This window comes from Nocardioides sp. B129/18 (assembly GCF_055282735.1).
In genome coordinates, this window is record NZ_JBUZJI010000007.1 from 89,943 (window position 1) to 113,127 (window position 23,185).

Annotated in this window: 16 protein-coding genes and 1 pseudogene; 13 read left to right on the forward strand and 4 right to left on the reverse strand. The window is 65.1% G+C overall.

Going from position 1 to position 23,185, the window contains the following annotated elements; translation table 11 throughout:
- Positions 1-39 precede the first annotated feature (39 nt).
- From ACZDWJ_RS07340 to ACZDWJ_RS07385, 10 genes and pseudogenes are all read left to right on the forward strand, one after another.
- A complete protein-coding gene (locus ACZDWJ_RS07340) occupies positions 40-390 on the forward strand; it encodes a hypothetical protein (protein ID WP_463520277.1) in 351 nt (116 codons plus the stop codon).
- Between the two features lie 124 nt (positions 391-514).
- Entirely contained in the window at positions 515-3,376 is a 2,862-nt protein-coding gene (locus tag ACZDWJ_RS07345; RefSeq protein ID WP_463520278.1) for an SNF2-related protein, read from the forward strand.
- A 69-nt stretch (positions 3,377-3,445) separates the two neighbouring features.
- Positions 3,446-5,296 carry a site-specific DNA-methyltransferase gene (locus ACZDWJ_RS07350; protein WP_463520279.1) on the forward strand — a complete coding sequence of 617 codons (1,851 nt, stop codon included), beginning with the start codon at positions 3,446-3,448 and terminating at the stop codon, positions 5,294-5,296.
- Positions 5,296-8,259 (forward strand): restriction endonuclease, encoded by a 2,964-nt coding sequence (locus ACZDWJ_RS07355; RefSeq protein ID WP_463520280.1) that lies wholly within the window; start codon positions 5,296-5,298, stop codon positions 8,257-8,259. Before ACZDWJ_RS07350 ends, ACZDWJ_RS07355 begins: the two co-directional genes overlap by 1 nt.
- A gap of 4 nt (positions 8,260-8,263) precedes the next feature.
- A complete protein-coding gene (locus tag ACZDWJ_RS07360) occupies positions 8,264-11,074 on the forward strand; it encodes a TrlF family AAA-like ATPase (RefSeq protein WP_463520281.1) in 2,811 nt (936 codons plus the stop codon).
- 23 nt (positions 11,075-11,097) lie between these two features.
- Positions 11,098-11,372: pseudogene (locus ACZDWJ_RS07365) on the forward strand (hypothetical protein); the annotation flags it as partial.
- 64 nt (positions 11,373-11,436) lie between these two features.
- The gene (locus ACZDWJ_RS07370; RefSeq protein ID WP_463520282.1) at positions 11,437-12,369 is read left to right on the forward strand and encodes an ABC-three component system protein; all 933 of its coding nucleotides are present in this window, start codon (positions 11,437-11,439) and stop codon (positions 12,367-12,369) included.
- A complete protein-coding gene (locus ACZDWJ_RS07375; protein WP_463520283.1) occupies positions 12,366-12,611 on the forward strand; it encodes an ABC-three component system middle component 6 in 246 nt (81 codons plus the stop codon). The genes ACZDWJ_RS07370 and ACZDWJ_RS07375 overlap by 4 nt, the downstream gene beginning before the upstream one ends.
- Positions 12,611-14,359 (forward strand): ABC-three component system protein, encoded by a 1,749-nt coding sequence (locus ACZDWJ_RS07380; RefSeq protein ID WP_463520284.1) that lies wholly within the window; start codon positions 12,611-12,613, stop codon positions 14,357-14,359. Before ACZDWJ_RS07375 ends, ACZDWJ_RS07380 begins: the two co-directional genes overlap by 1 nt.
- Before the next feature lie 770 nt (positions 14,360-15,129).
- Entirely contained in the window at positions 15,130-16,074 is a 945-nt protein-coding gene (locus ACZDWJ_RS07385) for a tyrosine-type recombinase/integrase (RefSeq protein ID WP_463520285.1), read from the forward strand.
- Positions 16,075-16,103: 29 nt separating this feature from the next.
- On the opposite strand, the gene ACZDWJ_RS07390 is transcribed toward ACZDWJ_RS07385, so the two are convergent.
- The gene (locus ACZDWJ_RS07390; RefSeq protein WP_463520286.1) at positions 16,104-16,916 is read right to left on the reverse strand and encodes an SDR family NAD(P)-dependent oxidoreductase; all 813 of its coding nucleotides are present in this window, start codon (positions 16,914-16,916) and stop codon (positions 16,104-16,106) included.
- Between the two features lie 80 nt (positions 16,917-16,996).
- Positions 16,997-18,196, reverse strand: coding sequence for an NADH:flavin oxidoreductase (locus ACZDWJ_RS07395; RefSeq protein WP_463520287.1), 1,200 nt, complete (start codon positions 18,194-18,196; stop codon positions 16,997-16,999).
- A 62-nt stretch (positions 18,197-18,258) separates the two neighbouring features.
- Here ACZDWJ_RS07395 and ACZDWJ_RS07400 point away from each other — a divergent pair, with 62 nt between their 5' ends.
- Positions 18,259-18,876, forward strand: a complete 618-nt coding sequence (locus ACZDWJ_RS07400) for a TetR/AcrR family transcriptional regulator (protein ID WP_463520288.1) — start codon at positions 18,259-18,261, stop codon at positions 18,874-18,876.
- A 42-nt stretch (positions 18,877-18,918) separates the two neighbouring features.
- Here ACZDWJ_RS07400 and ACZDWJ_RS07405 read toward each other — a convergent pair whose 3' ends face one another.
- Positions 18,919-19,506, reverse strand: a complete 588-nt coding sequence (locus tag ACZDWJ_RS07405; protein WP_463520289.1) for a transglutaminase-like domain-containing protein — start codon at positions 19,504-19,506, stop codon at positions 18,919-18,921.
- A 553-nt stretch (positions 19,507-20,059) separates the two neighbouring features.
- On the opposite strand from ACZDWJ_RS07405, the gene ACZDWJ_RS07410 reads away from it, so the two are divergent.
- Together ACZDWJ_RS07410 and ACZDWJ_RS07415 are read left to right on the forward strand one after the other, a co-directional pair.
- Positions 20,060-20,803: an ABC transporter permease gene (locus tag ACZDWJ_RS07410; protein WP_463520290.1), complete on the forward strand. Its 744-nt coding sequence runs from the start codon at positions 20,060-20,062 to the stop codon at positions 20,801-20,803.
- A 312-nt stretch (positions 20,804-21,115) separates the two neighbouring features.
- Positions 21,116-21,619 (forward strand): hypothetical protein, encoded by a 504-nt coding sequence (locus tag ACZDWJ_RS07415; RefSeq protein WP_463520291.1) that lies wholly within the window; start codon positions 21,116-21,118, stop codon positions 21,617-21,619.
- A gap of 28 nt (positions 21,620-21,647) precedes the next feature.
- Here the strand turns inward: ACZDWJ_RS07415 and ACZDWJ_RS07420 are convergent, their stop codons facing one another.
- Complete coding sequence (locus ACZDWJ_RS07420; RefSeq protein ID WP_463520292.1) at positions 21,648-23,024, reverse strand: aminotransferase class I/II-fold pyridoxal phosphate-dependent enzyme; 1,377 nt, start codon at positions 23,022-23,024, stop codon at positions 21,648-21,650.
- Positions 23,025-23,185: the final 161 nt, after the last annotated feature.

Consider the following 23,185-nt stretch of genomic DNA (forward strand, 5'->3'; position numbering starts at 1 on the left):
CGGAGAGACGACATCAGGTCGTCTGAAGGGAACCAGGTCATGATTCTGATACTCGCGGTCCGCCTGGCCGCAACCACCCACGTCTACCTCGACGCCTACGCGCCGACCAACATCCTCATCCGCGCGCTGCTCGATTCCAGGCGCCAACCCCTCGCCTTCCCGGTCTCAGCGGTGCTGGCGGTCGCTTACGGGCTGGTCGGGGCCTGGCTGACTTCGATCATCGACTCGGGTGGTCCTGGTCGGCTCAATCCGCTCGCGTTGCTGTGCGCTTGGAACATGATCAAGTTCGGCTGGGTGAGCTTCGCAGTTGCGTGGAGCCGAGCCGTGAGTGTGTTCCGGGTGACCTCGCCAGCGTCTACCGGTCCATTTCACCGTGGAAAGGCCCGCTGAAAGATAGGGTGACGTCGAGACGGATGGAAAGCATGACGCCATCGGTGGCGGCGCGGAGAGGGCGCGAGAACTTGGTAATGGGGATCGCTAGCGGTGGTGGTGTCCGGTGACGGCGGTTACTGCGGTGAAACAGGGATTTACCGATTACCAAGCGAAGTACTACGCCTACGAACTGCAGCGGAGTTACGCCAGTGACCACGTCGGCAAGCTCGCCGGCCTCCTCTTCGACGCGCAGGTCGAGCCCAAGCCGCACCAGATTGACGCCGCGCTTTTCGCGCTACAAACCCCGTTCCTCAAGGGCGTGATCCTCGCTGACGAGGTCGGCCTCGGAAAGACGATCGAGGCTGGCATCGTCATCAGCCAGTACTGGGCTGAGCGAAAGCGCAGCATCCTGATCATCGCGCCGTCCAGCCTTCGCCAGCAGTGGCAGCAGGAGCTTTACGAAAAGTTCCTGATCCCGAGCTCGTTGCTCGACGCCAAGACCAAGGACCGCCTCCTCGGGGCCGGCCGATCACCCGAGGTCCTGATCTGCTCGTACGAGTTCGCCCAGCGCCACGAGCTGTCGCTCCTACGCGCGTGGGACGTCGTCGTCGCCGATGAAGCGCACCGACTGCGCAACTTCTGGAACGGCAAGGCCAAGGTCGCCAACGCCGTCGCCCACATCGTCGATGGCGCGCACAAGACCGTCCTGCTCACCGCGACTCCGCTGCAGAACAAGCTCGAGGAGCTCTACGGCCTGGTCTCGGTCTTCGACCCGGACTACTTCTACTCGCTCGACGCATTCCGCGAGCGCTACATCAAAAACCGAGAGTCAGCCGCGTTTGACGACCTCGGCGACCGCGTCGCGCAGGTCAGCAAGCGGACGCTTCGTCGTGACGCGGACAAGTACATCCGCTTCACAGAGCGACTCCCGCTGACGGTTGGCTTCGAGCCGTCGCCGGATGAGCGGCGCCTGTACGAGCTCGTCAACGATTACCTCCAGCGCGATGAGGTCTACGCCTTCTCTAAGTCCACCCGGCACCTGAGCGCCTTGATCATCCGCAAGCGCCTCGGCTCCTCGACCTACGCCATCGCCAGCACGCTTGAACGCGTCGCAGGCCGGCTGGAGCGCGAGGTCGAAGAGGGCAAGCGCTTGACGAACACCGGCAGCTTCATCGTTGACGCCGACCTCACCAACGAGGAAGAGGAAGAGCTTGACAGGGAGCCGAAGGCCGGATTCACGGCCATCGACCCGCGCGACATCGAGCCCATGAAGGAGGAGGTCCGCGAGCTGCGCGAGTACGCCGCGCTGGCCCGGTCCATCACTGTCAATGAGAAGGCCGTCCAGCTCAACCACGCCCTCGACCTCGGCTTCGAGCGCCTGCGCGAGCTGGGTGCGCCCGAGAAGGCGATCATCTTCACCGACTCGACGGTCACCCAGGACTACATCGCACGCTCGCTCACCGAGGCCGGACGCGGCGAGGGCCTGCTCCTCTTCAACGGACAGAACGACTCCCCGCAAGCCACGGCGATCTATCAGAAGTGGCTCGAACGCAACAAGGGAAGCGACGTCATCACGGGCGTCCTGGCGGCAGACCGCCGCAAGGCTCTCGTGGACTACTTCCGCGAAGAGGGCACGATCATGATCGCCACCGAGGCAGCCTCGGAGGGCATCAACCTCCAGTTCTGCTCCATGGTCGTGAACTACGACCTGCCCTGGAACCCGCAGCGAGTTGAGCAGCGCATCGGACGCGCGCACCGCTTCGGCCAGCAGCACAACGTCGTAGTCGTGAACTTCTCCAACAAGGGCAACCTCGCCGAGCAGCGCATCCTCGAGCTCCTAGAGGACAAGTTCCACCTCTTCAAGGGCGTCTTCGGTGCCAGTGACGAGGTGCTCGGCTCCATCGAGGACGGCCTCGACTTCGAGAAGACGATCAGCGACATCCTGAACCGCTGCAAAACCGCGGGCGACATCGAGGTCGCGTTCAACCAACTGGAAAAGCAGTTCGAAGGCGAGATCTCCAAGGAGATGGCCACCGCCAAGGCCAAGGTCTTCGACAACCTCGACCCCAACGTCCAGGACCGCCTCAAGTCGTACGACGCACAGTCAGGCGAGGTGCTCAACCGCTTCGAGCAGCTCCTCCTAGCGGTCACGAAGTACCAGCTCGACAGCGTCGCCACCTTCGAGGGAGACGGTCGCCAGTTCGAGCTCCACACGGCGCCGATCCCAGACGCCAAGACCGGTCGCTACTTCTTCAAGTCGCAGCCGCAGGAACACGCCCACCAGTACCGCTTTGCCAGTCCATTGGCCGAATACGTCGTCGCCAGCTCGAAAGACGCGGATACGCCTGCCCGTGAGCTCACCTTCAGTCTCGGCAAGTCCCAGCGGGCCAGCACCGCAATCAAGGCGTTGCAGGGCAAGAGCGGGCAGCTCGTGAGCAAGGTCGTCACGTTCCGGATGAAGGCCGGCAACGAGGACATTTCCGAGTCGTACGCGCTTGCAGGGCTGCTGACGGACGACGGTGAGTGGCTCGATCACGAGTACGTCGCTGACCTGATGGACCTCGCCTGCACAGAAGTGTCGGACCCGATTGAAATGATCGACGAGTCGGCCTTCGAAAAGCATCTGGACGCCCAGCGAGAGGCGTTCGAGAAGGAAGTGCAGGCACGCAACGCTCGCTACTACGACCAGCAGGAGGAGCTGCTCTACCGGAACACGCTCGACCGCAAGGCCGAGTCCGAAGGGCTGATCCGCGACTACCGCCAGAAGGAGAAGGAGAGCCGGAAGGCGGCGCGACAGACCGACGACCCGATGGAGCAACTGCGACACAAGAAGGAAGCCAGGCGCTGGGCGCAGAAGGCTGAAGACGAGGACGACCGTGCACGCTGTGAGCGGATCAAGCTCCGGGAAGAGATCGACAAGTACCTCGACCTGATCGAGCAGTCCCTCAAGGGCAAGCGCGAGACCGAAGACCTGTTTGCTATTCGCTGGCGGGTCACTGCATAAACATCAGACTTATCAATAATCATCAATATTGATAAAACGAATTCAGATAAATTCAATGAGGAAGCCTGAATGAGCGACGAAATCCACGAGATCCCGAGTACCACCCCTGACCTGCAGACCGAGCTGGCGCGCCAGCTGCAGGAGTTGGTGCCCGAGGCGATCTCGGACGGCAAGGTCGACGTCGCCAAGCTGACTGAGCTCCTCGCGGAGGACGTCGCCGACAGCAGCGAGCGATTCGGCCTGTTCTGGCCGGGCAAGAAGCGCGCACTCCGCGCTGCCCAGGAGCCCACCACGGCGACGCTCCGCCCGGTCAAGGATCAGAGCAAGGACTGGGACACCACGAAGAACGTCTTCATCGAGGGCGACAACCTCGAAGTGCTAAAGATCCTGCAGAAGCACTACCACGGCAGGATCAAGATGATCTACATCGATCCTCCGTACAACACCGGCAAGGACTTCGTGTACCCCGACAACTACAAGGAGGGGCTGGGGACGTACCTCGAGTGGACCAAGCAGGTCAACGAAGAGGGCAAGAAGGTCTCTACGAACAGTGAGTCCGAGGGGCGCTACCACTCGAACTGGCTGAACATGATGTATCCGCGCCTCAAGCTGGCTCGGAACCTACTGACTGAGGACGGCGTGATCTTCGTCAGTATCGACGAGAATGAGGACGCCAACCTTCGCCTTCTGCTCGACACCATCTTTGGTGCTTCGAACTTCGTCGGCGAGTTCATCTGGCAGCACAGCGTGCAACCCAAGGGCTACACGAACACGGTTTCACTTCACCACAACATGATCTTGGCGTATCGCCGAGGCGAGGCGTTCGAACTCCATGCGCTTGAGCGCACCGCCGAGCACAACGTGAACTACCGGAATCCCGACAACGATCCGCGTGGGCCGTGGCGCGCGGGCGATGTCCGGAATGCTCTTTACCGTCCCAACCTGAAGTACCCGCTGGAGACCCCGAGCGGGAAGCTCATCGATCCGCCTGACAACGGCTGGCGCTGGAGCAAGGAAACGATGGCTGCGAAGATCGCAACCGGCGAGATCAGCTTCGACGCTGCAGAAACCAAGATCACCCGGAAGATCTATCTCGACACGGTCGAAGGCCGGGCAGTGGAGTCCATCTGGTTCGGCAAGGAAGTCGGTGTCACGCGCGACGCCGCTCGCGAGTTGAAGTCGTTGTTCGGTGGAATGCTGCCGTTCGACACCCCGAAGCCGGTTGGCTTGATTGAGCGAATGATGCAGATCGCAGGAGTGGGTTCGGGCGACACTGTGCTCGACTTCTTCTCTGGCTCCGCGACTACAGGCCATGCGGTTGTAGCAGCGAATGCGAAGGATGGTGGCACGCGCCGGCACATTCAGGTCCAGTTGCCGGAGCCAGCCGGGGAGAACACCGAGGCGTACAAGGCGGGGCTCCGGACGCTGGCAGCGATTGCCCGTAGGCGACTGGAACTGGCCGGCCAGAAGGTTGCTGCCGAGCTCACCGGTCAGTCTGTCGACACCGGATTCAGGGCCTACGCGCTCACGGATACGAACTTCACCAAGTGGAGTGTGAGCAGCAAGGTTGAGCCGGGCGCGCTAGAGCAGCACTTGCTCAGCCTGCGCGACAGCGCGGAAGACACCGCCACGCCCGATGCTCTCCTCACTGAGTTGCTTCTCAAGCAGGGGTACTCGCTCACCGAGGAATCGTCCGAAGGCGAAGTGAGCGGGCTCAGCCTGCAGTCCGTCGGCGATGGCCTGCTCCTGGCGTACCTCGACGAACACACTAAGCCGACTCTGGATCAGCTCCGTGCGGTGGTCGACGAGGAGCCCGCGCGCTTCGTGATCCTAGAGGACGCGTTCCACGGCGACGACGAACTGAAGACGAATCTTGCTCAGCTCTGCAAGAGCAAGGGCGTGGAGCTCTGGACTGCCTGATGGAGTTCAAGTTCGACGCTAAGCAGCAATACCAGCTCGATGCCATCGGGTCGTTGGTGCAGCTCTTCGACGGCCAGCCCAAGGACGCCGAGGCCGTCCTGACGACGCTGCGTAGCGAAGGCCAGTTGGGCGGCGCCGTGGATCAGACGAGCCTCGATCTCGATCTGTCCCAAGAGGTTGGGGCCGTGGGCAACAACCTCGTCCTCGACGAGGCGACCATCCTTCAGAACCTGCAGGCCGTCCAGGACAAGAACGGCCTGGAGGTCCTCGGAGCACTCGCCGGCGACGCCCTCGACTTCGACATCGAGATGGAGACCGGCACCGGCAAGACGTACGTCTACCTGCGCACGATCTTTGAGCTGGCCAAGGCGTACAACTTCACCAAGTTTGTGATCCTCGTGCCGAGCGTCGCGATCAAGGAAGGCGTCACGACCAGCATCAAGTTGATGCGCCAGCACTTCCGGGACCTCTACCCGGCGCAGCCGTTCGACTACTCGGTCTACTCGGGCAAGTCCGCCGAAGAGGTGCAAGGCTTCGCTACCAGCACCAACGTGCAGATCATGGTCATGACGATCGACTCGATCCGCGGCGATGCGAACTCTCGCATCATTCACCAGACCCGGGACAAGTTGAATGGCCTGCGCCCGATCGACTACCTGAAGGCCACCCGGCCGGTCGTCATCATGGACGAGCCGCAGAACATGGAATCGCAGCTCTCGCAGTCGTCGATCGGGGAACTCGACCCGATCGCAACCCTTCGCTTCTCGGCGACACACCGCAAGCAGCGCAACGTCATCTACCGGCTCGACCCGGTCGACGCTCACGACCACGGGCTCGTGAAGCAGATCGTTGTTGCCGAGGTTGCCCAGCAGGGCTCGGACGCGACGCCATACATCAAGGTCATCGAGGTCAAGCGTGACCCGTGGGAGGCCAAGCTCGAGTTGGCCGTGCGCGGCGCCGACGGCTCCCTAACTCGCCGGATCGTGAAGGCCAAGCAAGACCAGGAGCTGTCCAACCTCACCAACAACCCCGCGTACGAAGGTTGGTGGATCACCGAGCTCTCGGTCGAGCCGCAGTTCATCGAGCTCAACAAGCACGGCATACTCCAGCAGGGCGAGGAGATCGGCGGCAACTCCGACTCGATCTACCGCGAGATGATCCGCGAGACGATCAAGGAGCACATGCGCAAGCAGACGATGCTCCACTCGAAGGGCATCAAGGTGCTCAGCCTGTTCTTCATCGACAAGGTCGAGAACTTCCTCGGCGACGGCTTCAACAACATCGACGCCAACGGCCAGTTCGTGCAGTGGTTCGACGAGCTGTTCCGTGAGGAGCGCGCCAAGTCGCCGCAGTGGCAGGAACTCTTCCCGCAGGATCCCGCGGAGCTCCGACGCGGCTACTTCTCGGTGCTCAAGGCCAAGCGTGGCGGGACTGACACGTTCCAGGACACGTCCGGCAGCACTAAGGCCGACGACGACGCCTATGACCTGATCATGCGCGACAAGGCTCGCCTGCTCGACCAAGCAGAGCCCGTCCGCTTCATCTTCAGCCACTCCGCGCTGCGCGAGGGCTGGGACAACCCGAACGTCTTCCAGATCTGCACCCTGCGCGAGATGGGCGCCGAGGTGGAGCGCCGTCAGACCATCGGCCGCGGCCTCCGTCTCCCGGTCGACCAGACCGGCGAGCGCGTGGCGGACCGCAGCATCGCCCAGCTCACCGTGATTGCGAACGAGTCCTACGTCGCGTTCGCCAAGTCGCTCCAGACCGAGTACGAGAAATCGGGCGTCGAGATCGGCCGCGTGCGGCTGCAGGAGTTCTCGAAGATCGCCCTCTACGAAGAGCACATCGAGCCCGACGGCCCCGAGTACTTCGGATACGAGCGCTCCAAGAGCCTCTACGAAGCGTTGGAGAAGTCGGGAATGATCAAGGATGGCAAGGTCACCGCTGCGTACCAGCCGACCCAACTCGGCTTCGATCTGAAGCAGCACATCCCGGACTTCTTCTGGCCGTACGAAGACACGATCATCGAGTACATCGGCCGCTCCAGCATTGAGCGCTACGTGAAGCCGCAGTCCAAGCGGAAGGCGCGAAAGCTCAACAAGGAGCTCTTCGCGAACCCCGAGTTCGAGGAGTTCTGGCGCGCCATCTCGGCTCGCACGACATACCGAGTTTCGGTCGAGCGTGACCGCCTGATCGAGGCGACGGTGAAGGCGATCAAGGAAGCGCCGGCCATCCAGCCACTGCGCATCCAAGTCACCCGCGCCGGAGTCAAGATTCTTCGGGGCGGCACCAAGGCCACCGAGACCGGCCAGCGATCCGCGTCGCTCCAGGGCGCCTACGACCTGCCGGACATCATCACGGAGCTGCAGGAAGCCACGTCGCTGACGCGAAAGACGATCATCGACATCCTCCTGGACAGCGGGCGCCTGCCCGAGTTCATGGGGAACCCCAACGACTTCATCCAGATGGTCAAGGGTCGCCTGCAGGCCGTGCTCGCCGAGATCGTCACCGAGGGCATCCAGTACGAGAAGATCGGTGGCTACGTCTACGAGCTTCGCGAGCTGCAGAAGGACGGGCAGGCGGAGAAGGACCGCTTCCTCGACCAGATGTACAAGCTGCAGAACCCGGAGAAGTCCGACTTCGATTACGTCGTCTACGACTCGGAACCCGAGCGCCAGTTCGCCGAGCTGCTTGACGGGCGAAGCGACATCAAGCTCTTCCTGAAGCTGCCGGGCAAGTTCAAGATCGACACTCCCGTCGGTCCGTACAACCCGGACTGGGCGATCATCAAGCACGAGGATGGTGCTGACCGGATCTACATGATTCGCGAGACCAAGAGCACCGACGACGAGGTCAAGCGCCGCCCGATGGAGAATGCCAAGATCAAGGCCGCGACTAAGCACTTCGCGGCGATCGGCGTCGGTGACTACGCCGTCTCCACGCCTGCCAACTGGAGGGTGTAGGCGGGTGAATCCGTACCCTCGCGGTTCTGAGTGGCGCAAGTGGGATCTCCACTTGCATGCCCCGGGCACCAAGCTCAGTGACAACTACGCAGCCAAGGACGGGCAACCGGATCTGGAGCGGTTCTGCCAGGTCGTCCACGACTCTGACGTTGCAGTGGTTGCGATTGCTGACTACTTCTCGCTGGATTCGTTCTTCGCGGTCAAGGCCAAGTACGACGAGTTCTACGCCGACAGCAAGACCCTGCTACTCCCGAATCTCGAGCTGCGCCTGCCCGTCGCCGTCAACCGCGCCGACCAGGAGGTGAACCTGCACCTGATCTTCCGGCCGACACTCACTCGGCAGGAGGCCGACAAGTTCCTCGGACGACTGAAAACCGCGGGCACAACGGGGCCTAGTCGAACCGCCGTCAACTGCTCTGACCTCGCGAGTCAGGCAGACTTCGAGAGCGCGACAGTCTCGCTTGAGGCGATCAACGAGGCGATCAAGGATACTTTCGGCGACCATGCCACGGTGCCGTCGATTCGCCAGGAGCACCTCATTGTCGTTGCGTCAGCGAAGGGCGACGGCATCCGCGCCGGGGGAAGTGGAGTCCAGCGCAAGAAGCTCCTGACCGACGAAATCGACAAGTTCTCTGACGCATTCTTCGCGAACGTCGGTTCGCGCGACTATTTCCTTGGGACTGACCGTCTCGAAACTGACGACTTGATCTCGCCCAAACCAGTCTTCGACGGCTGCGACGCCCACAGCTTCGATCAGCTCGCCCAAGGGCTAGGAAAGCACGTCACGACTGACGGGCACCAGCGGAACGTCACTTGGATCAAGGCCGACCCGACCTTCCCGGGTCTCCTGCAGACGCTGATCGAGCCCGCGGATCGCGTGGCAATGCAGGCGAGCGAGCCAGATCAGAAGGAGCCCTACAAGGTCATCTCGAAGGTGACGTTCTCGGGCACCGATGCCTTCCCGGCTGAGGTACTCCTCAACAGGAACCTGAACTCGATCATTGGCAGTCGATCCTCGGGGAAGTCGGCGCTTCTCGCCTTCATCTCTCACGCTGTCGATGCTGCTGAAACGACACGGATTCAGACCGAGGCTTCGGGAGTCAGCGAGCACGAGGTTGGGCCAGCCGCTGGCTTCACTTGGGCTGACGTCTCTAATGTCACCTGCACGGTTGAGTGGGAGTCCGGAACCGGCACGTCCGGCAAGGTCATCTACATCCCACAGAACTCTCTGTACTCCCTGAGCGAGCAGCCAGACGAGATCACCAAGAAGATCGCTCCTGCCTTGTTCCGGACCTACCCGACGGTCAAGACGGCCTTTGACAGCGCGAGCGGGAAGATCGCTGCGGCCAACACCGAGATCAAGGCAGCGGTGGACGAGTGGTTTTCGCTCGCCGACCGAATCGGAGAGCGTTCGCAAGAGATCAAGGACCTTGGGGACAAGGATGCGATCACGGCTCGGCGCGAGGTGCTCCAGCAGGAGATCGACAAGATCAAGGCGGCCGCACAACTCACCGACGACGAGGTGGCCACGTACCAGGCGATCGCAGGCGAGCTCGACGCCAAGGAGGCGCGCCTGAAGGAAGTTGCCGTCGAACTTGATCAGTTGTCCTCGTTCGTGATGCCGTCAGGCGAGGAGGGCGGCGCCGCCATCCTGCCGGAAACGGTGCAAGCGACCGTGACCATGCGCCCGTCTGCTGTTGAGGTCCCCGACGCGGTTGCTACTCAGATTGAGGCGCACAAGGTCGACGCGGTCCTCGCCTTGGTTGAGGAAGTGGAGAACGCTCTAATCGCGGCGACCACTTCCCGCGACGCGGAGCGGGCAACACTTCTGAGCGAAGTAGCAGCGATCAGGGCGGACAACGCGGAACTCATCGCCAAGCACGAGGCGAACGAGGAGTTGGCGACTGTCGTCGCCGAGCACAAGAAGCAGGTTGGTGTACTCGATGAGATTGCGAGGCGTGAAGCCTCGCTGGGCAAGTTGAGCGCCGATCAGGCGAGCGCTGCTTCCAAGATTGAGAAGGGGATCAAGGACCGCGCCGATGCGCTGACCACTCTTGAGTCGACCTTCAAGGTGGAGGACCGAGTGCTCACGGACTTGAAGTTCGGTATCGAGACGTCGGTGACGCCCGAAGCCGTCTCGCATGTCTCGATTGGGTTCAGTCAGCGGAGCACCAACGACTACGTCAAGGCTAAGGGTGACGAGGTTGCCTATTCAGAGGCGCAGGCGAATCCGGCGAAGTTCCTCCGTGCGCTTCGTGACGAGAAGGTACGCCTGAATAAGGGCTATGATCCCAGCGCCGTCGCCGCCGAAGTCCTGACCGTCACGAAGGAGGTCCGCTTCTCGGCGGAGCTCGACTCGGACCGGATCGGTGGGTTCACGCGCTCATCCATGACCCCAGGCAAGCAGGCTCTCTTCGCACTGACGCTGATCCTGAACGAGTCGCAGGAGCCGTGGCCGCTCCTCATCGATCAGCCCGAGGACGACCTTGATAGTCGGTCGATCTACGAGACGATCGTTCCGTACCTCGCGAAGCGGAAGAAGGAACGCCAGATCATCATGGTGAGCCACAACGCGAACCTGGTCATTGGCGCTGACTCGGAGCAGGTCATCGTAGCCAACCGGCACGGGGACGATCGCAGGAACAAGGATGCTCGCACGTTCGAGTACTTCACGGGTTCCCTCGAGCATTCGCAACTTCTCAACGACGCAAGCCCGACCACCCTCGGGCGGTTCGGTGTCCGCGAGCACGCGTGCGAGATTCTCGACGGTGGTGAGGAGGCGTTCCAGAAGCGGCGCGAGAAGTACAAGATCTGAGCCAGTTGCTCAGCGCGGGCGTTCTCGACAGCGACACGGTTCAAAAATTCGTGGCCAAGATCTGGGGACGACGAGCAGCAGGCAACTCATTTTCTTGAGCCACAACGCCAACCTTCTCGTCAACGACGATGCAGACCTCGTGTTGGTCTGCGCCTACGTCGCCCCTGGGATCGGGCGGCAGGTGAACATCAAGGAGCAGGGCGCCATCGATGTAGCGGCGGTCAGGGACCAGATCACCGCAGTGATGGAAGGCGGCGAGAAGGCCTTCAGACTGCGGAAGGAGAAGTACGGGTTCTGACGCAGCACCAGCGTGGGCCAACTAACCTGTCCTGAGCGCAGCAGCCAAGGTCGAGGAGGGATGCGTGGACTTCTACGAGCGGTTGTCGATGCGCCCGCTTTTGTGGACGAAGTTGCACGCCTTGACGGGCGAAGCGTTCCAGGGCTTCTTCCACGACCTGATGACATGCGCTGACCCCGACTTTGTTGATGTACGGACCCACGGCAACATCGGCGACCTTGCGAGCGACGGTCTGAGCCTCAACGGTCGCCGTCTGTTCGCCTGCTACGCGCCTGAGACGCCCGACGCCTCGAAGACGCTGAGCAAGTTCAATAGCGATCTCGCCGGGGCTCTCTCGAAGCGTTCCGGCCAGTTCGACACCTTCGTTTTCGTGCACAACGACACCCGGGGAACCCATCCGGAAGTGTCGGCAGCGTTGGCCGGCGCCCGGAAAGCAAACGGCGGCATTCAGTTCGAGGTGATCGGGGCTCGGCACATTCGGGACATCATCGGGCGCCTGACTCGCGATCAAGTGGAGGAGCTTCTCGGCAGCGAGCTCCCCCTTCAGCACACGGTCACGGTAGGGCTCACCGAGATGGAGGAACTGCTCGCCGAGTTGTCGGTGGCGGGCATCCCGCTCGACCCTGGTGCTCCGGTTGAGGCTGTCTCGATCAACAAGCTCCGATTCAGCGCGCTCACGCCCGACAGCCAAGCGGAGCTGCGCGACGCGATGAGGCACTCGTCGATGATCGATGACTACTACGCACGTCGGATCGACGTGACGGAGCGCGACGAAGTTGCAGCTCGATTCAATCGGGAGTACCGCGACGCGGTTGCTGACAACGCGGAGCCAGAAGACACGCTGTTTCGCTTGCGGGAGTTCCTTGCTGGGTCGCGGCTCCAGTCCGGCCCGCTCTACAGGGCCCAGACCGCGGTGCTCGCCTACTTCTTCCAACGCTGTGACATCTTCGAAAACCCACCGGCAGGCTGGGTTCCGCCCACGGAGGTTGCGTCGTGATTACGCCGACTAAGGGGATCGCGCCTCAGCGCGCGCTGCTTAGCGTGGGCGCACAGATCGCGCAGCTTCTGGATGAGCCGATGACGGTCAGCCAAGCATGGTCGCGGCTCGGGCAATGGCGTGCCTCGAACGGCCATCACGCCGCGGTTTCATTCTCCTGGTTCGTACTGGCGCTGGACACGCTGTACGCCCTTGGGGTTGTGCGGCTTGAAGCCGGACTGATCGTTCGGAGAGTCGCGTAATGCTGAGAGAGGTGCGATCGAGCGACGATCGCTTCAAAACCGTCGCACTTGGCCCTGGACTAAACATCCTGGTCGCGGACAAGACTGCTACCTCGGCGACGACGGACAGCCGGAACAGTGCCGGGAAGTCGTCCCTGGTTGAGATCTTGCACTACGTGCTCGGCATGCGACGGCTGACAGGCTCAGTGATGGCCAACCGTGCTCTGCGTGAGGATGTCTTCACGCTAGTGCTCGATTGGCCGGGACTCGAAGACCCCGTTTCCGCATCGAGGTCGCTCAAGCCCCGGTCGCGATCGAAAGTGGCGGTGACGCCGGACGTCACTGGCGGAGTAGACACGTTGCCGACGTTCGCTCGCGACGTGCCTGTTGCAGAGTGGCTCTCCGCCTTGGGAACCTCGTTGTTCGGGCTCCCCGAAGAGCACGAAGGCGTGAGCGTTCGCGGGCTTCTGTCGTTCTATGCGCGCCGCGTATCCCAGCATGGCTTCGATGACCCGGTTCAAACCTTCCCCCGTCAGTCAGTCACCGAAGCGTCGTCGAATGTCGCCTATCTTCTCGGACTCGACTGGCGCTTGGCGGCTGGCTACCAATCGCTGGCCGCAAGAGAGGCTGTGCGCAAGAAGCTCCGCGAGGCCATCAAGGACCCCGGGTTCAAGCTCGTTGTCGGAGCCGTCTCCGAGCTGAGGGGACAAGTGACTGCGGCGAACGCCCGGGTCCGGTCTCTCCAAGAGCAGGTCGCGGCGTTCCGAGTCGTGCCGGAGTATGAGCGCCTACAGGCAGAGGCGGACGCGGTCGACGAACGCATTCGGACTTTGCGAAGTGCAGACGCCGCCGATCGTCGCAACATGCTCGACTTGGAGGCCGCGATCCGCGATGAGGATGAGCCGGACGTCAGTTACGTGGAGCGGATCTATCAGGAGCTCGGCATTGAGCTTCCGGGCGCTGTCCTGCGCGCGTACGACGACGTCCGTGTCTTCCACGACTCCGTCATCGCGAACCGGCGTGCCTATCTGCAGGACGAGCTTGAGGCGACTCGTAGTCGCCTCGATGAGCGTCAGCGCGAGCGTGACGGGCTGGGCGAGCGACACGCAGCCCTGCTCCGAACACTCCAGCAGGGAGGCGCCCTCGCCGCGTTCACCGCTCTTCAACAGCAGTTGTCGGCAGCGCAGGCCGACCTCGGCACACTGCAATCACGGCTGGACACAGCGGTGCAGTTGGAGGCGACGCAGTCAGAAATCAAGCTTGAGCGTGGAAAACTTCAACAGGCCATCAGCAGGGACCTCAGCGAGCGCGACAACACGGTCACCGAGATCAACGCCCTGTTCCAGAGGTTTGCATCAACCTTGTACGGGGCCGGGCGGGACGCGTGGGTAGAAATCACCGCGCTCGAAACCAGCCTGCGGATCAATCCGCACATCGGTGGTGAGGACAGCCAAGGTGTCGGCAAGATGGTCACGTTCTGCTTCGATCTGATGGCTGCAGTGATCGCCCGCCGAGGTGGGCGGGGCCCCGACTTCTTGGTGCACGACAGCCACCTGTTCGACGGTGTGGACGAGCGTCAGGTTGCGAAAGCGCTGTCGCTCGCTCGCCAGGTCTGCTCGGAGGAAGGTCTGCAGTACATCGTGACAATGAACTCGGACGACCTCGACAAGGCGGAGCGTCACGAGTCGAGCGTCGCTGACTGCATCATCGAACCGCGTCTGACCGATGAGTACGACACGGGCGGCATCTTCGGCTTCCGGTTCGACTGATCCATCGCGTGTCGTGCAGTTTGCTGTCCATTCCAGGCTCACGCCGGGACGGTGAAAAGTCTCCGCTGCGGGTGCAGATGCTCAGTTCAGCCACGGCTTGCCTGACCGCAACCTTGATGTCGTGGACAAGTTAGGCATGTGGGCGGCGCATTACGGGGCGCTGTGCGAGTTGCGCCAACGCGAGCTCCAGGTGGATCCGGGCGAGTGTGGTGGTACGGGACATCCACGATGTCCTCACAACCCATGCGCATGCCTCACGGCTGTCGACGATGGCGTCCTGTGAGGCCGTTTGTCGGTCGAGGCGGGTGACCTCTCGAACGCGGAAGATGTCTGAGCCCATGGCCAGTGAGACACCGGCAATCGAGCCGCGGGCTGCGCGGATTCGATCTGGTACCGCTTATGGTCCACTTTGAGACCGTGCCACTCGGCACTCGGCGGGTATCCTGAGATTGGAAGCGAGGGCGATTCCCTCACTACACCGTGCGAATCGGTAGCTTCCGACTCAGGACCGCAGTAGTCGCGACGCCCCTGACGGCGCCCAGAGGTCGCAGGTTCAAATCCTGCCCCCGCTACGAATTTCAGGCGCGGAACCCACGGGTTCCGCGCCTGAAAGGTTTGTGGGACTTGATCATGTGTCCACTTAGGGCCGGGTTTCCCGGACAACCTGACCGGGGGCGGTCGAAGTGCACCCGCGGGTGACCTACACCGCGACGCCCTCCGGAACCGACCGGGGAGCGGGCCCGGACGGCGGGTGGCTATGCCGGTCCGACATGACCCACCTCATGACGATGACCGCCGCCCACGCCCTCGACCGGATCGCCGACTGGCAGACCGCCCTACGTGCCGAGAACAAGAGCCTGGGCACGATCTTCACCTACTCCGACGGCGCCACCCGGTACCTGCGCTGGTGCGCCGAGGCTGACCTCCTCCCGATGAGCCGAGCTGCGCTCAACTTCTGGATCGCCGGACTGCTCGATGCCGGATCCTCGCCCGGCACTGCCCGCATCCGCCAACTCGCCGTACGCCGCTTCGCGTCCTGGCTCACCGCCGGCGGCGAGATCGCCGCCGACCCGTTCCCCGGCGTCAAGGCGCCGCGTTACGAGCCGCCGCTGGTCGAGCCGCTCACTGACGCCGAGCTCCGAGCGCTCATCGCCACCTGCGCCGTCCCAGACAACCCCACCACCTGGAAGTCCCGACCTGAGCACGCGCTCAACGACCGCCGCGACGAGGCCATCATCCGGCTCATGTTCGAGACCGCCATCCGGTCCGGAGAGCTCGTCGACCTACGACTCGACGACCTCGACCTGACCGGACGGCTGATCACGATCCGTCGCGGCAAGGGCGGACGCGGCCGAGTCATCCCCGTCGGCCAGGCCACCACCGAGGCGCTACTCGCGTACCTCGACCACCGCGAGCAGCACCCGCTGGCCGCTAGCCCCGACCTGTGGCTCGGCAACCGCGGCCAGCAGTTCGGCCGCGAAGGACTCAGCCGGGCTCTACGCCGTCGCGCCGCGCGCGCCGGAGTACAAGGCTTCCGGCCCCACCGGCTCCGGCATACCGCTGCCCACCGATGGCTCGCGGCCGGCGGCTCGGAATCCGGCCTGATGGCCATCGCTGGATGGACCCGCAGCGACATGCTGGTCCGCTACACCCGCGCCCGCGCCTCCGAACGTGCTGCCGCCGAGGCCCGCCGTCTCGACCTGGGCAACCTCTGATCGGGCTACCCGGGAGGTCGGTCCGCGACCTACCCTTCGACGCGACCGGTCAGGTGGCCGAGGGGGCCGATGCGGCCTGGGGCGAGGCGTGCCCATAGGTCGAGGGCGTGCGCGTCCGGGCCGGCGATGACCCGAGCACGGTCCTTCTCGATCGCGTCCACGACGCGGCGGGCGAGCATGGTCGGTGACCGCATTCCGAGGGAGGCGAACCGTGAACGGCCCATGTCGGCGAGCTTGGCTCGCTGGCTTCCGCGGGCGCCCTCGGTGATGCCGGTTCTATGGGCGCCCGGGAAGACGGTGGTGAGGCCAATGTTGGTGGCGACGAGTTCTGCGCGGAGGGCTTCGGAAAAGGAGCGGACCGCGCCCTTGGTAAGTGCGTAGATGGCATTGTGGGGCAGGCCCATCAGGCCGACCATGCTGGAGACGTTCACGATGTGCGCCTCGTCCTGTTCTCGCAGTACAGGCAGGAACGCGTGGCACCCGTGGAGCACACCCCATACGTTGATGTCGACGATCCAGTGGAGGTCCGCGAGGGTTTCCTTCTCGAACGCGCCGGCTGAGGTCACGCCGGCGTTGTTGATCAGGATGTGACAGGCCCCATGCGCGTCAAGGACCTCGCCGGGAAGTGCCTGCATCCGCTCGGCCTCCGCGACGTCGGCCACGTGGGTCGAGACGCTGGGTCCGATGGCCCGTACGAGTCGAGCGGTCTCCTCGATGCCCTCGGGGCGGACATCGACCGCGGCGATCGTGGCTCCGCGTCGGGCGAGTTCGAGGGCAAGCTCGCGGCCGATACCGCTGCCCGCCCCCGTGATGACAGCGACACGGTCTTGCAAGGTACGCATAAGGGGTTCCTCTTCAGTTCGTTCCGGGGTGGGTGCGGCGGCCGCTCGTCGGAGTGGCGCGTCGCAGGGAGCGGGGCGGTTCAGCTGATCTGGAGGGCCTCGACGCAACGGGTCCGGGTGTCGCCGATCTTGTCGGAGGTGGCGGCGGCCTTGGTCATGCACAGGTTGCAGTGGTTGCAGGAACCGCGGGTGGTCTCGCCGGCTTGCATCCGGTTGATCAGGTCGGGTTCGCGCAGCAGTGCGCGTCCGAGGGCGACGAACTCGAAACCTTCGGCCATGGCGCGGTCCATGGTTGCTTTGTCGTTGATGCCGCCGAGCATGATCAGCGGCATCGAGACGGCTTCACGGAACGCCAGGGCCTTGTCGCGGAGGAACGCTTCCTCGAACGGGTACGACTTGAAGAACCGCTTGCCGACCGGGGACTTCAAGCCCACCCTCAGGGCTGGTGGCATCGTCTCCGCGAACTCGTTGAGGGGCACGTTGCCGCGGAAGAGGTACATCGGATTCAGCAGGGAGCTTCCGGCGCTCAGTTCGAGTGCGTCCAGGGTGTTGTCGGCCTCGAGCATCTGGGCGAACTCGACGCTTTCGGGCATCGAGAACCCGACCGGGGAGCCGTCGGTCATCCCGATCTTCGCGGTGACAGCCACCTTGTCACCGACCTCCTCGCGGACCGCACGGGCTACCTGGCGGGCAAACCGGGACCGGTTTTCCAGCGACCCGTTCCAAGAGTCTTTGCGTCGGTTCTGGCCCTTGGCGAGGAAGGATGAGAGCAGGTAGCTGTGGGCCATGTGGATCTCGAGGACGTCGAAACCAGAGTCGGCCATGATCCGTGCGGTGCGGGCGTAGTCCTTCGTGATCCGAGTGATGTCCGCATCCGAGCAGGACCGGATCATCTGCATGCTCATCGGCGAGGGCATCCGGGAGGCAGCAAGAGCGTGCACCCCGTTGGAACGGCCGTTCGCGACCGGACCGGCGTGGCCGAGCTGGCCCGCGATCTTGGCTCCGGTCTCATGAATCGCCTCGGTCAGTCGCGCCAGTCCAGGGGCGGCCTGGTCGTTGACGACGATGACCTCCCGGTGAGTCCTGCCTTCGGGTGCCACCGCCAAGTACGCCACGGTCGTCAGTCCGACGCCGCCTTGGGCCGGAGCGAGGTGGTAGTCGATCAGCTCGTCGGTCACGAGGCCCTCGGGGGTGCGGCCCTCGAAGGTCGCAGCCTTGATGGTGCGGTTACGAAGTTGCACAGGTCCGAGCGTCGCGGGAGCGAAAACGTCAGGCGTCATGCGCAGAGAGTAGCACCAAACGAGACGGTCCGTCTCGTCTCGTGGAAGGTAGGGTCTTCCCTGTGAGCACCCCAGCCTCAGCACCTGCGCCCGCTTCCGATGACGACCGACCGCGGCGGCGCAGCGAGCGCGCCCGACTGGCCATCCTGCGCGCTGCCAACGAACTGCTTCACGAGAACGGGCTCGACCAGTTCAGCATCGAGGGCGTTGCCGCCCGTGCCGGAGTCGGCAAGCAGACGATCTACCGGTGGTGGCCGAACCGCGCGGCCCTGGCGGCCGATGCACTGCTCGATCGTGATGACCTCGTACCTACGTCGCCGAACGACACCGGAGACGCTCTTGCCGACCTCGGCGAGTGGGCCGGCGAACTGGCCGTGGCGATGGGGTCACCCCGTGGCGCATCGACCATGAGGATGCTCACCGCTGCGGCGACCGAGAACGAGGAGATCTCGCGCCGTTTGCACGACAAGTTCAGCGGGCCCCTTCAGGAGCAGGCGATGGCTCGCCTCGGCTCAGCTCCTGATCTGACGGCGACCTTCGAGGAGCGCCGCGCCGCTGTCGACGCCATCATCGGCTTCATCCTGTTCCGCGTCCTGGCCCATCAGGAAGTGGGCCGAGCCGGCACCGCTGACCTCGTTCGCGCTCTCGCGGTGGGGTTGCGCGGTTCGGCGGAAGGCTGACCGCTCACGTAAGAAATCGGGCGGCGCGGGTACTCCGAACGCTCAGAGTTCTGAGGGAAGGCCGTGCAGGTAGAGCGCAGGCAGGTCAGTGGCTTGCGTCAAGGCTGAGACCACGCCGGGACTGGCATGGCGGAAAACGTCGGGATAGTCCCGCTCTCCGAGCTCGGCCCGCACCGGCCAAGCGAGCTGTTCGGTGTCGAGACTGAACTGTGCGTCAACGCCGGCCTTGTTCCCTCGGGGATCTTGGCGATGCCATGAGCCTTCCAGGTGGATGGCGACGAGACCGTGGAGCATGAAGGTCGTCTCGTCGTCGGTCAACAGCTGGTAGCAAAGCCCGGTGGGGATGCCTTCGGCCCGCAGTAGTGCCGCCAGCAGGTGCGCCTTGGCGTAGCAGAGGCCGGTGCCCTGTTCGAGAGCATCCGAAGCGCGCAGGGTCACGCGAGGGTCCTGGGCGTCCCACGAGTGGGTGACCTCGTCGCGTACATACTCGAATGCCGCCCTCGCGAAGTCGACGTCGCGAGGATGAGCAGCGCGTAGCTGCTGGGCCAGGTTGCGAATGGACGGATCTTCGTGATTGACGATGTCATCCGCACCGAGATAGTCGCCCGGATTGCTCGCGACCAGTTCCATGGGCCCTAGGAAACCATCTGCGCTGCCTCAGAGCAGGCCCAGGTACTTCCCGGAGCCGGTGTATGGGTTGACCGGGATGCAGGGGACGGGCTTGGCGTCTGCTGGTGCAAGTGCGTTGACGACGAAACGCCAGGTCCGTTCGCTGAAGCCGATGGAGAGGTGCTCGGACTTGTCCAGGGCGCAGCCGTCCTGCAGTGGTGGCGAGGTTCACCGCGCGCAAGTGCTGTCCCGGCTGCGCCGACTCATCGGCGGCTACCTCGCCCTGGGCTGAGGTGGCGAGTGGCGGTTAACCGCGTGCCCGGAATCGACCAGGGTCCACTTTGGGTCCAGATTGAGCTGCTCCGGATCCGTATCTGACGGGTATCCTGTGACTGGAAGCAATCCGGTTTCCCGCTCAAAACAAGGGAATCCCGTAGCAACCGTCCTGACTCCGTAGCTGTCGCAGGTGGCCCGATCTCGTCCAGAGGTCGCAGGTTCAAATCCTGCCCCCGCTACAAGGATCAGGGCCCGACCGCCGAGTGCGCCGGAGGTGAGGTCGGAGAGAATCGCCAGCGTGCGGGACCTCGTGACGTTCGCGGCGGAGATGCTGGTGCTCTCCGTGGCCACCGTGCTGCTCGCCCGCTGGTTCCGGGTGGGGCTGGGGTGGTCGCCGCTGATCGCGCTGGTGCGGGCGGCGGTGCAGCTGGGGGCGGTGGCGCTGCTCCTGCGGGGTGCCCTGTCGGCGCCGGCGGCGGTGCTGGCCTTCGTGGTGCTGATGATGAGCACGGCGTCGTGGACGGCGGGCGGACGGATCCGCGCGCTGCCGGGCGGGCGGCGTCTCGCCGCGCTCGGGGTGGTGGCCGGGGCGGCAGCGGCCCTCGTCCCGGTGCTCGGACTGGGGCTGGGGAGCACGGGGTCCGACGGCCAGCACGTGGTGGCGGTGGCCGGCATCGTCATCGGCGGTGCGATGACCGCCGCCACCCTGGCCGGACGCCAGTTCGCCCGGCAGGCGACGCTGCGGCGCGACGAGATCGAGGGCTGGTTCGCGCTCGGGGCCACTCCGAGCCAGGCGCATGACGAGATCGCCCGGCAGGCGGTGCGCGAGGCGCTGCTGCCGAACCTCGACCAGACCCGGGCCACCGGTCTGGTGACGCTGCCGGGTGCCTTCGTGGGTGCGCTCTTCGGAGGCGCCGGGCCGGTGGAGGCGGCGCGGTTCCAGCTCGTGGTGCTGGCCTCGATCGCGCTCGCGATGCTCGTGTGCGCGCTCGTGGTGACGCTGGGGGCCAGTCGCTCGCCGTTCGTGATGGTGGGGGAGTAGCGCCTCGGCGCCGGATCCGCAGGCCTTTGCCCAGAACCACTCCGATCGTTCGTTCGGTGGCCGATGAGGGGGCAGTCGTCCACGAAAGGACTCCCTGATGTCTCGGCCCCCCGCTCCCGACTCCCACCGCTCCCGAGCCCTGCGCGCCTCCCGTCGTCGCCCGTCTGCGCCGCGCGCGCAGGGCGACACCCCGATCTGGCCCGCCGACGGCCTGGTGACCCTCTCGATCGCGCTGCCGACGCCGCCGGTCGTCGACGAGGAGGCCGAGCGCGTCACCTCCCGCACCACCGCCGTGCTGCGCCGGACCTCGCGGTGCACCTCGAGCGCTCCCGTCGCCTCGGGCGCGCGCCGTCGGCGCTGGCCCTGTGGTCGTGGCTCGGGGCGCGCCGTCAGGAGTGCGACGCCACCGGACGCGGCGACATCGCCCGTCAGGCGGCGGCGCTGCTCGCGATGGTGCACCCCGACGTCGACGTCGCCGGCGCGGGCACGTGGGCCTCGATGAGCTGCCGCTGCGTCGAGCCCCTGCGCACCTGGGTGCCGGCGACGCGCGTCGGACTCGAGCTCGACCTCTCCGCCGGCGTCGCCCGCGCGCTCCTCGACGGCGCGGTCGTCGCCGAGGGCGAGGTCGAGCGCGCGCCGGACGACGGCAGCGTCGCCACCCGGGCCCGGGAGGCCGTCGTCACGCGCTGCGAGCACGGCGCCCGCCTCGACGTGCTCTGGCGCGTCCGCGGCGCGCACGTCGACTGGAGCGTCGCCGAGGCCGTGCCCGCGGCGCTGCCGACGCCGGTCACGGCGCCCGACGTCGCCTGCGCGTGAATTCCTGCGCGAACGCCTGCGCGAGCACCTAGAAGGTCGTGTAGAGCTCCTCGCCGGCCCGCCGCTGAGGCGGGGCGGTGAGGTGCTCGCCCGGCACCTGCAGCGGGATGCCCGGCGGGTAGGCGATGACGTAGCGCCCCTCCTGGACCTCGCCGACGGCAGGCTCCTCGGTGCCGCACACGGCCGCGATCGCCTCGGCGAGCACGTCGACCTGCTCGGGCGTGACGCCCACGTGCACCGTGAACAGCAGCGTCGGGCCGTCCTGCCGGGAGACGAAGATCCCGTACTCGTCGAAGAGCTCGCGCCGGGCGACGTGCGCGCGCTCGGGGGAGCCGAGGTCGACGTGCACCTTCATCGGGTCGAGCGCGTAGGCGCCGCCGAGCGTCGCGACGGGCTGGTGGACGGCCAGGCCCGGGGTGGTGCGGGCGATCTCGCGGATCCGCTCGGCCAGCCGCAGCGAGCGGTCGACGAGCGCCTCGCCCTCGGCGACGGCGTGGGCGCGGGCGATGTCGAGGCTCGCGACGATCGGCAGCGACGGGCTGGTGGTGTGCACCCGGTAGACCGCGGCGTCGACGTGCTCGCGCAGCGCCTTCGGCCCAAGCACGTGGACGTAGGAGCCCTGCCGCAGCGCGAGCATCGACTTGTGGGTCGACTGGGTGACGAGGAACGACGCCGGCCAGTCCGGATGGTCCTCCATCGCCTCACGGATGCAGGGGACGGCTGCGTTGCGTCGCAGCATCGGGTGGAAGGCGTGGATGGCCGTCCTGGCCTCGTCGACGAGCACCTTGCAGCCGGTGGTGGCCGTCAGCTCGTGGAGCGCGGCGAGGAAGCGGCGCATCTGCACCAGCGCGCCGTCGTAGGCCGAGACGCCGATGACGACGACGTCGTAGGCGGTGCCCTCCTCGCGGGCGCGCCGCAGCGCGGTGATGACGCCGTGCTCGGCGTCCTCGGGGCAGGTCGGCGCGTAGTGCACCTCCGCTCCGAGGCGGTCGAGGGCGAAGTGCACCGACTGGTGCATCGAGCGGTCGACCAGCACCCGGGCCCCGTGCACCTGCAGCGCCTCCAGGGCGATCTGGTTCGCGCCGGTGGTGCCGGTGGTGACGTAGTGGGTGTCGTCGGCGCCGAAGGCCTCGGCGGTGAGGCGACGCGAGCGCGCCAGCGAGCGGTGGGCGCGGAAGAAGGAGTCGAGCTCGGGGGAGCCCAGCGTCACCTGGGTGGCCAGCATGCGGGAGGAGAAGAGCCGCCGGGCCTGCTCGGCGTGCTCGGAGGTCTCAGGATCCGGGGCGTGGGCCAGCGAGCCGATCGGCAGGGCGTGGAAGTTCGCGATGCCGGCGCCGGCGTGACGCTCGAGGGCGTCGGCGTAGGGCGTCTCGGTCAGTCGTCGGCGTTGCGCTGCGCTCCACATGGGCTGCTCTCCTGGGACGGGTGTGCGACGAGGTCGCACGGACGGGGACGGCGCGGACCCGGATGCTCCGGGTCCGTCCGTCCACGGTGCTCCCGTCGGGAGCGGCGCCGATATTCCGAAGATCACATCGTCGTTCAGGATCTGGTAAGTGCCCCGTGCGG

Coding starts and splice junctions, on each gene's coding strand:
- ACZDWJ_RS07395 (WP_463520287.1), bottom strand. CDS start 18,196: ATGACGCCTGACGTTTTCGCTCCCGCGACGCTCGGACCTGTGCAACTT.
- ACZDWJ_RS07405 (WP_463520289.1), bottom strand. CDS start 19,506: ATGGAACTGGTCGCGAGCAATCCGGGCGACTATCTCGGTGCGGATGAC.
- ACZDWJ_RS07390 (WP_463520286.1), bottom strand. CDS start 16,916: ATGCGTACCTTGCAAGACCGTGTCGCTGTCATCACGGGGGCGGGCAGC.
- ACZDWJ_RS07385 (WP_463520285.1), top strand. CDS start 15,130: ATGACCCACCTCATGACGATGACCGCCGCCCACGCCCTCGACCGGATC.
- ACZDWJ_RS07380 (WP_463520284.1), top strand. CDS start 12,611: ATGCTGAGAGAGGTGCGATCGAGCGACGATCGCTTCAAAACCGTCGCA.
- ACZDWJ_RS07420 (WP_463520292.1), bottom strand. CDS start 23,024: ATGTGGAGCGCAGCGCAACGCCGACGACTGACCGAGACGCCCTACGCC.
- ACZDWJ_RS07340 (WP_463520277.1), top strand. CDS start 40: ATGATTCTGATACTCGCGGTCCGCCTGGCCGCAACCACCCACGTCTAC.
- ACZDWJ_RS07350 (WP_463520279.1), top strand. CDS start 3,446: ATGAGCGACGAAATCCACGAGATCCCGAGTACCACCCCTGACCTGCAG.
- ACZDWJ_RS07355 (WP_463520280.1), top strand. CDS start 5,296: ATGGAGTTCAAGTTCGACGCTAAGCAGCAATACCAGCTCGATGCCATC.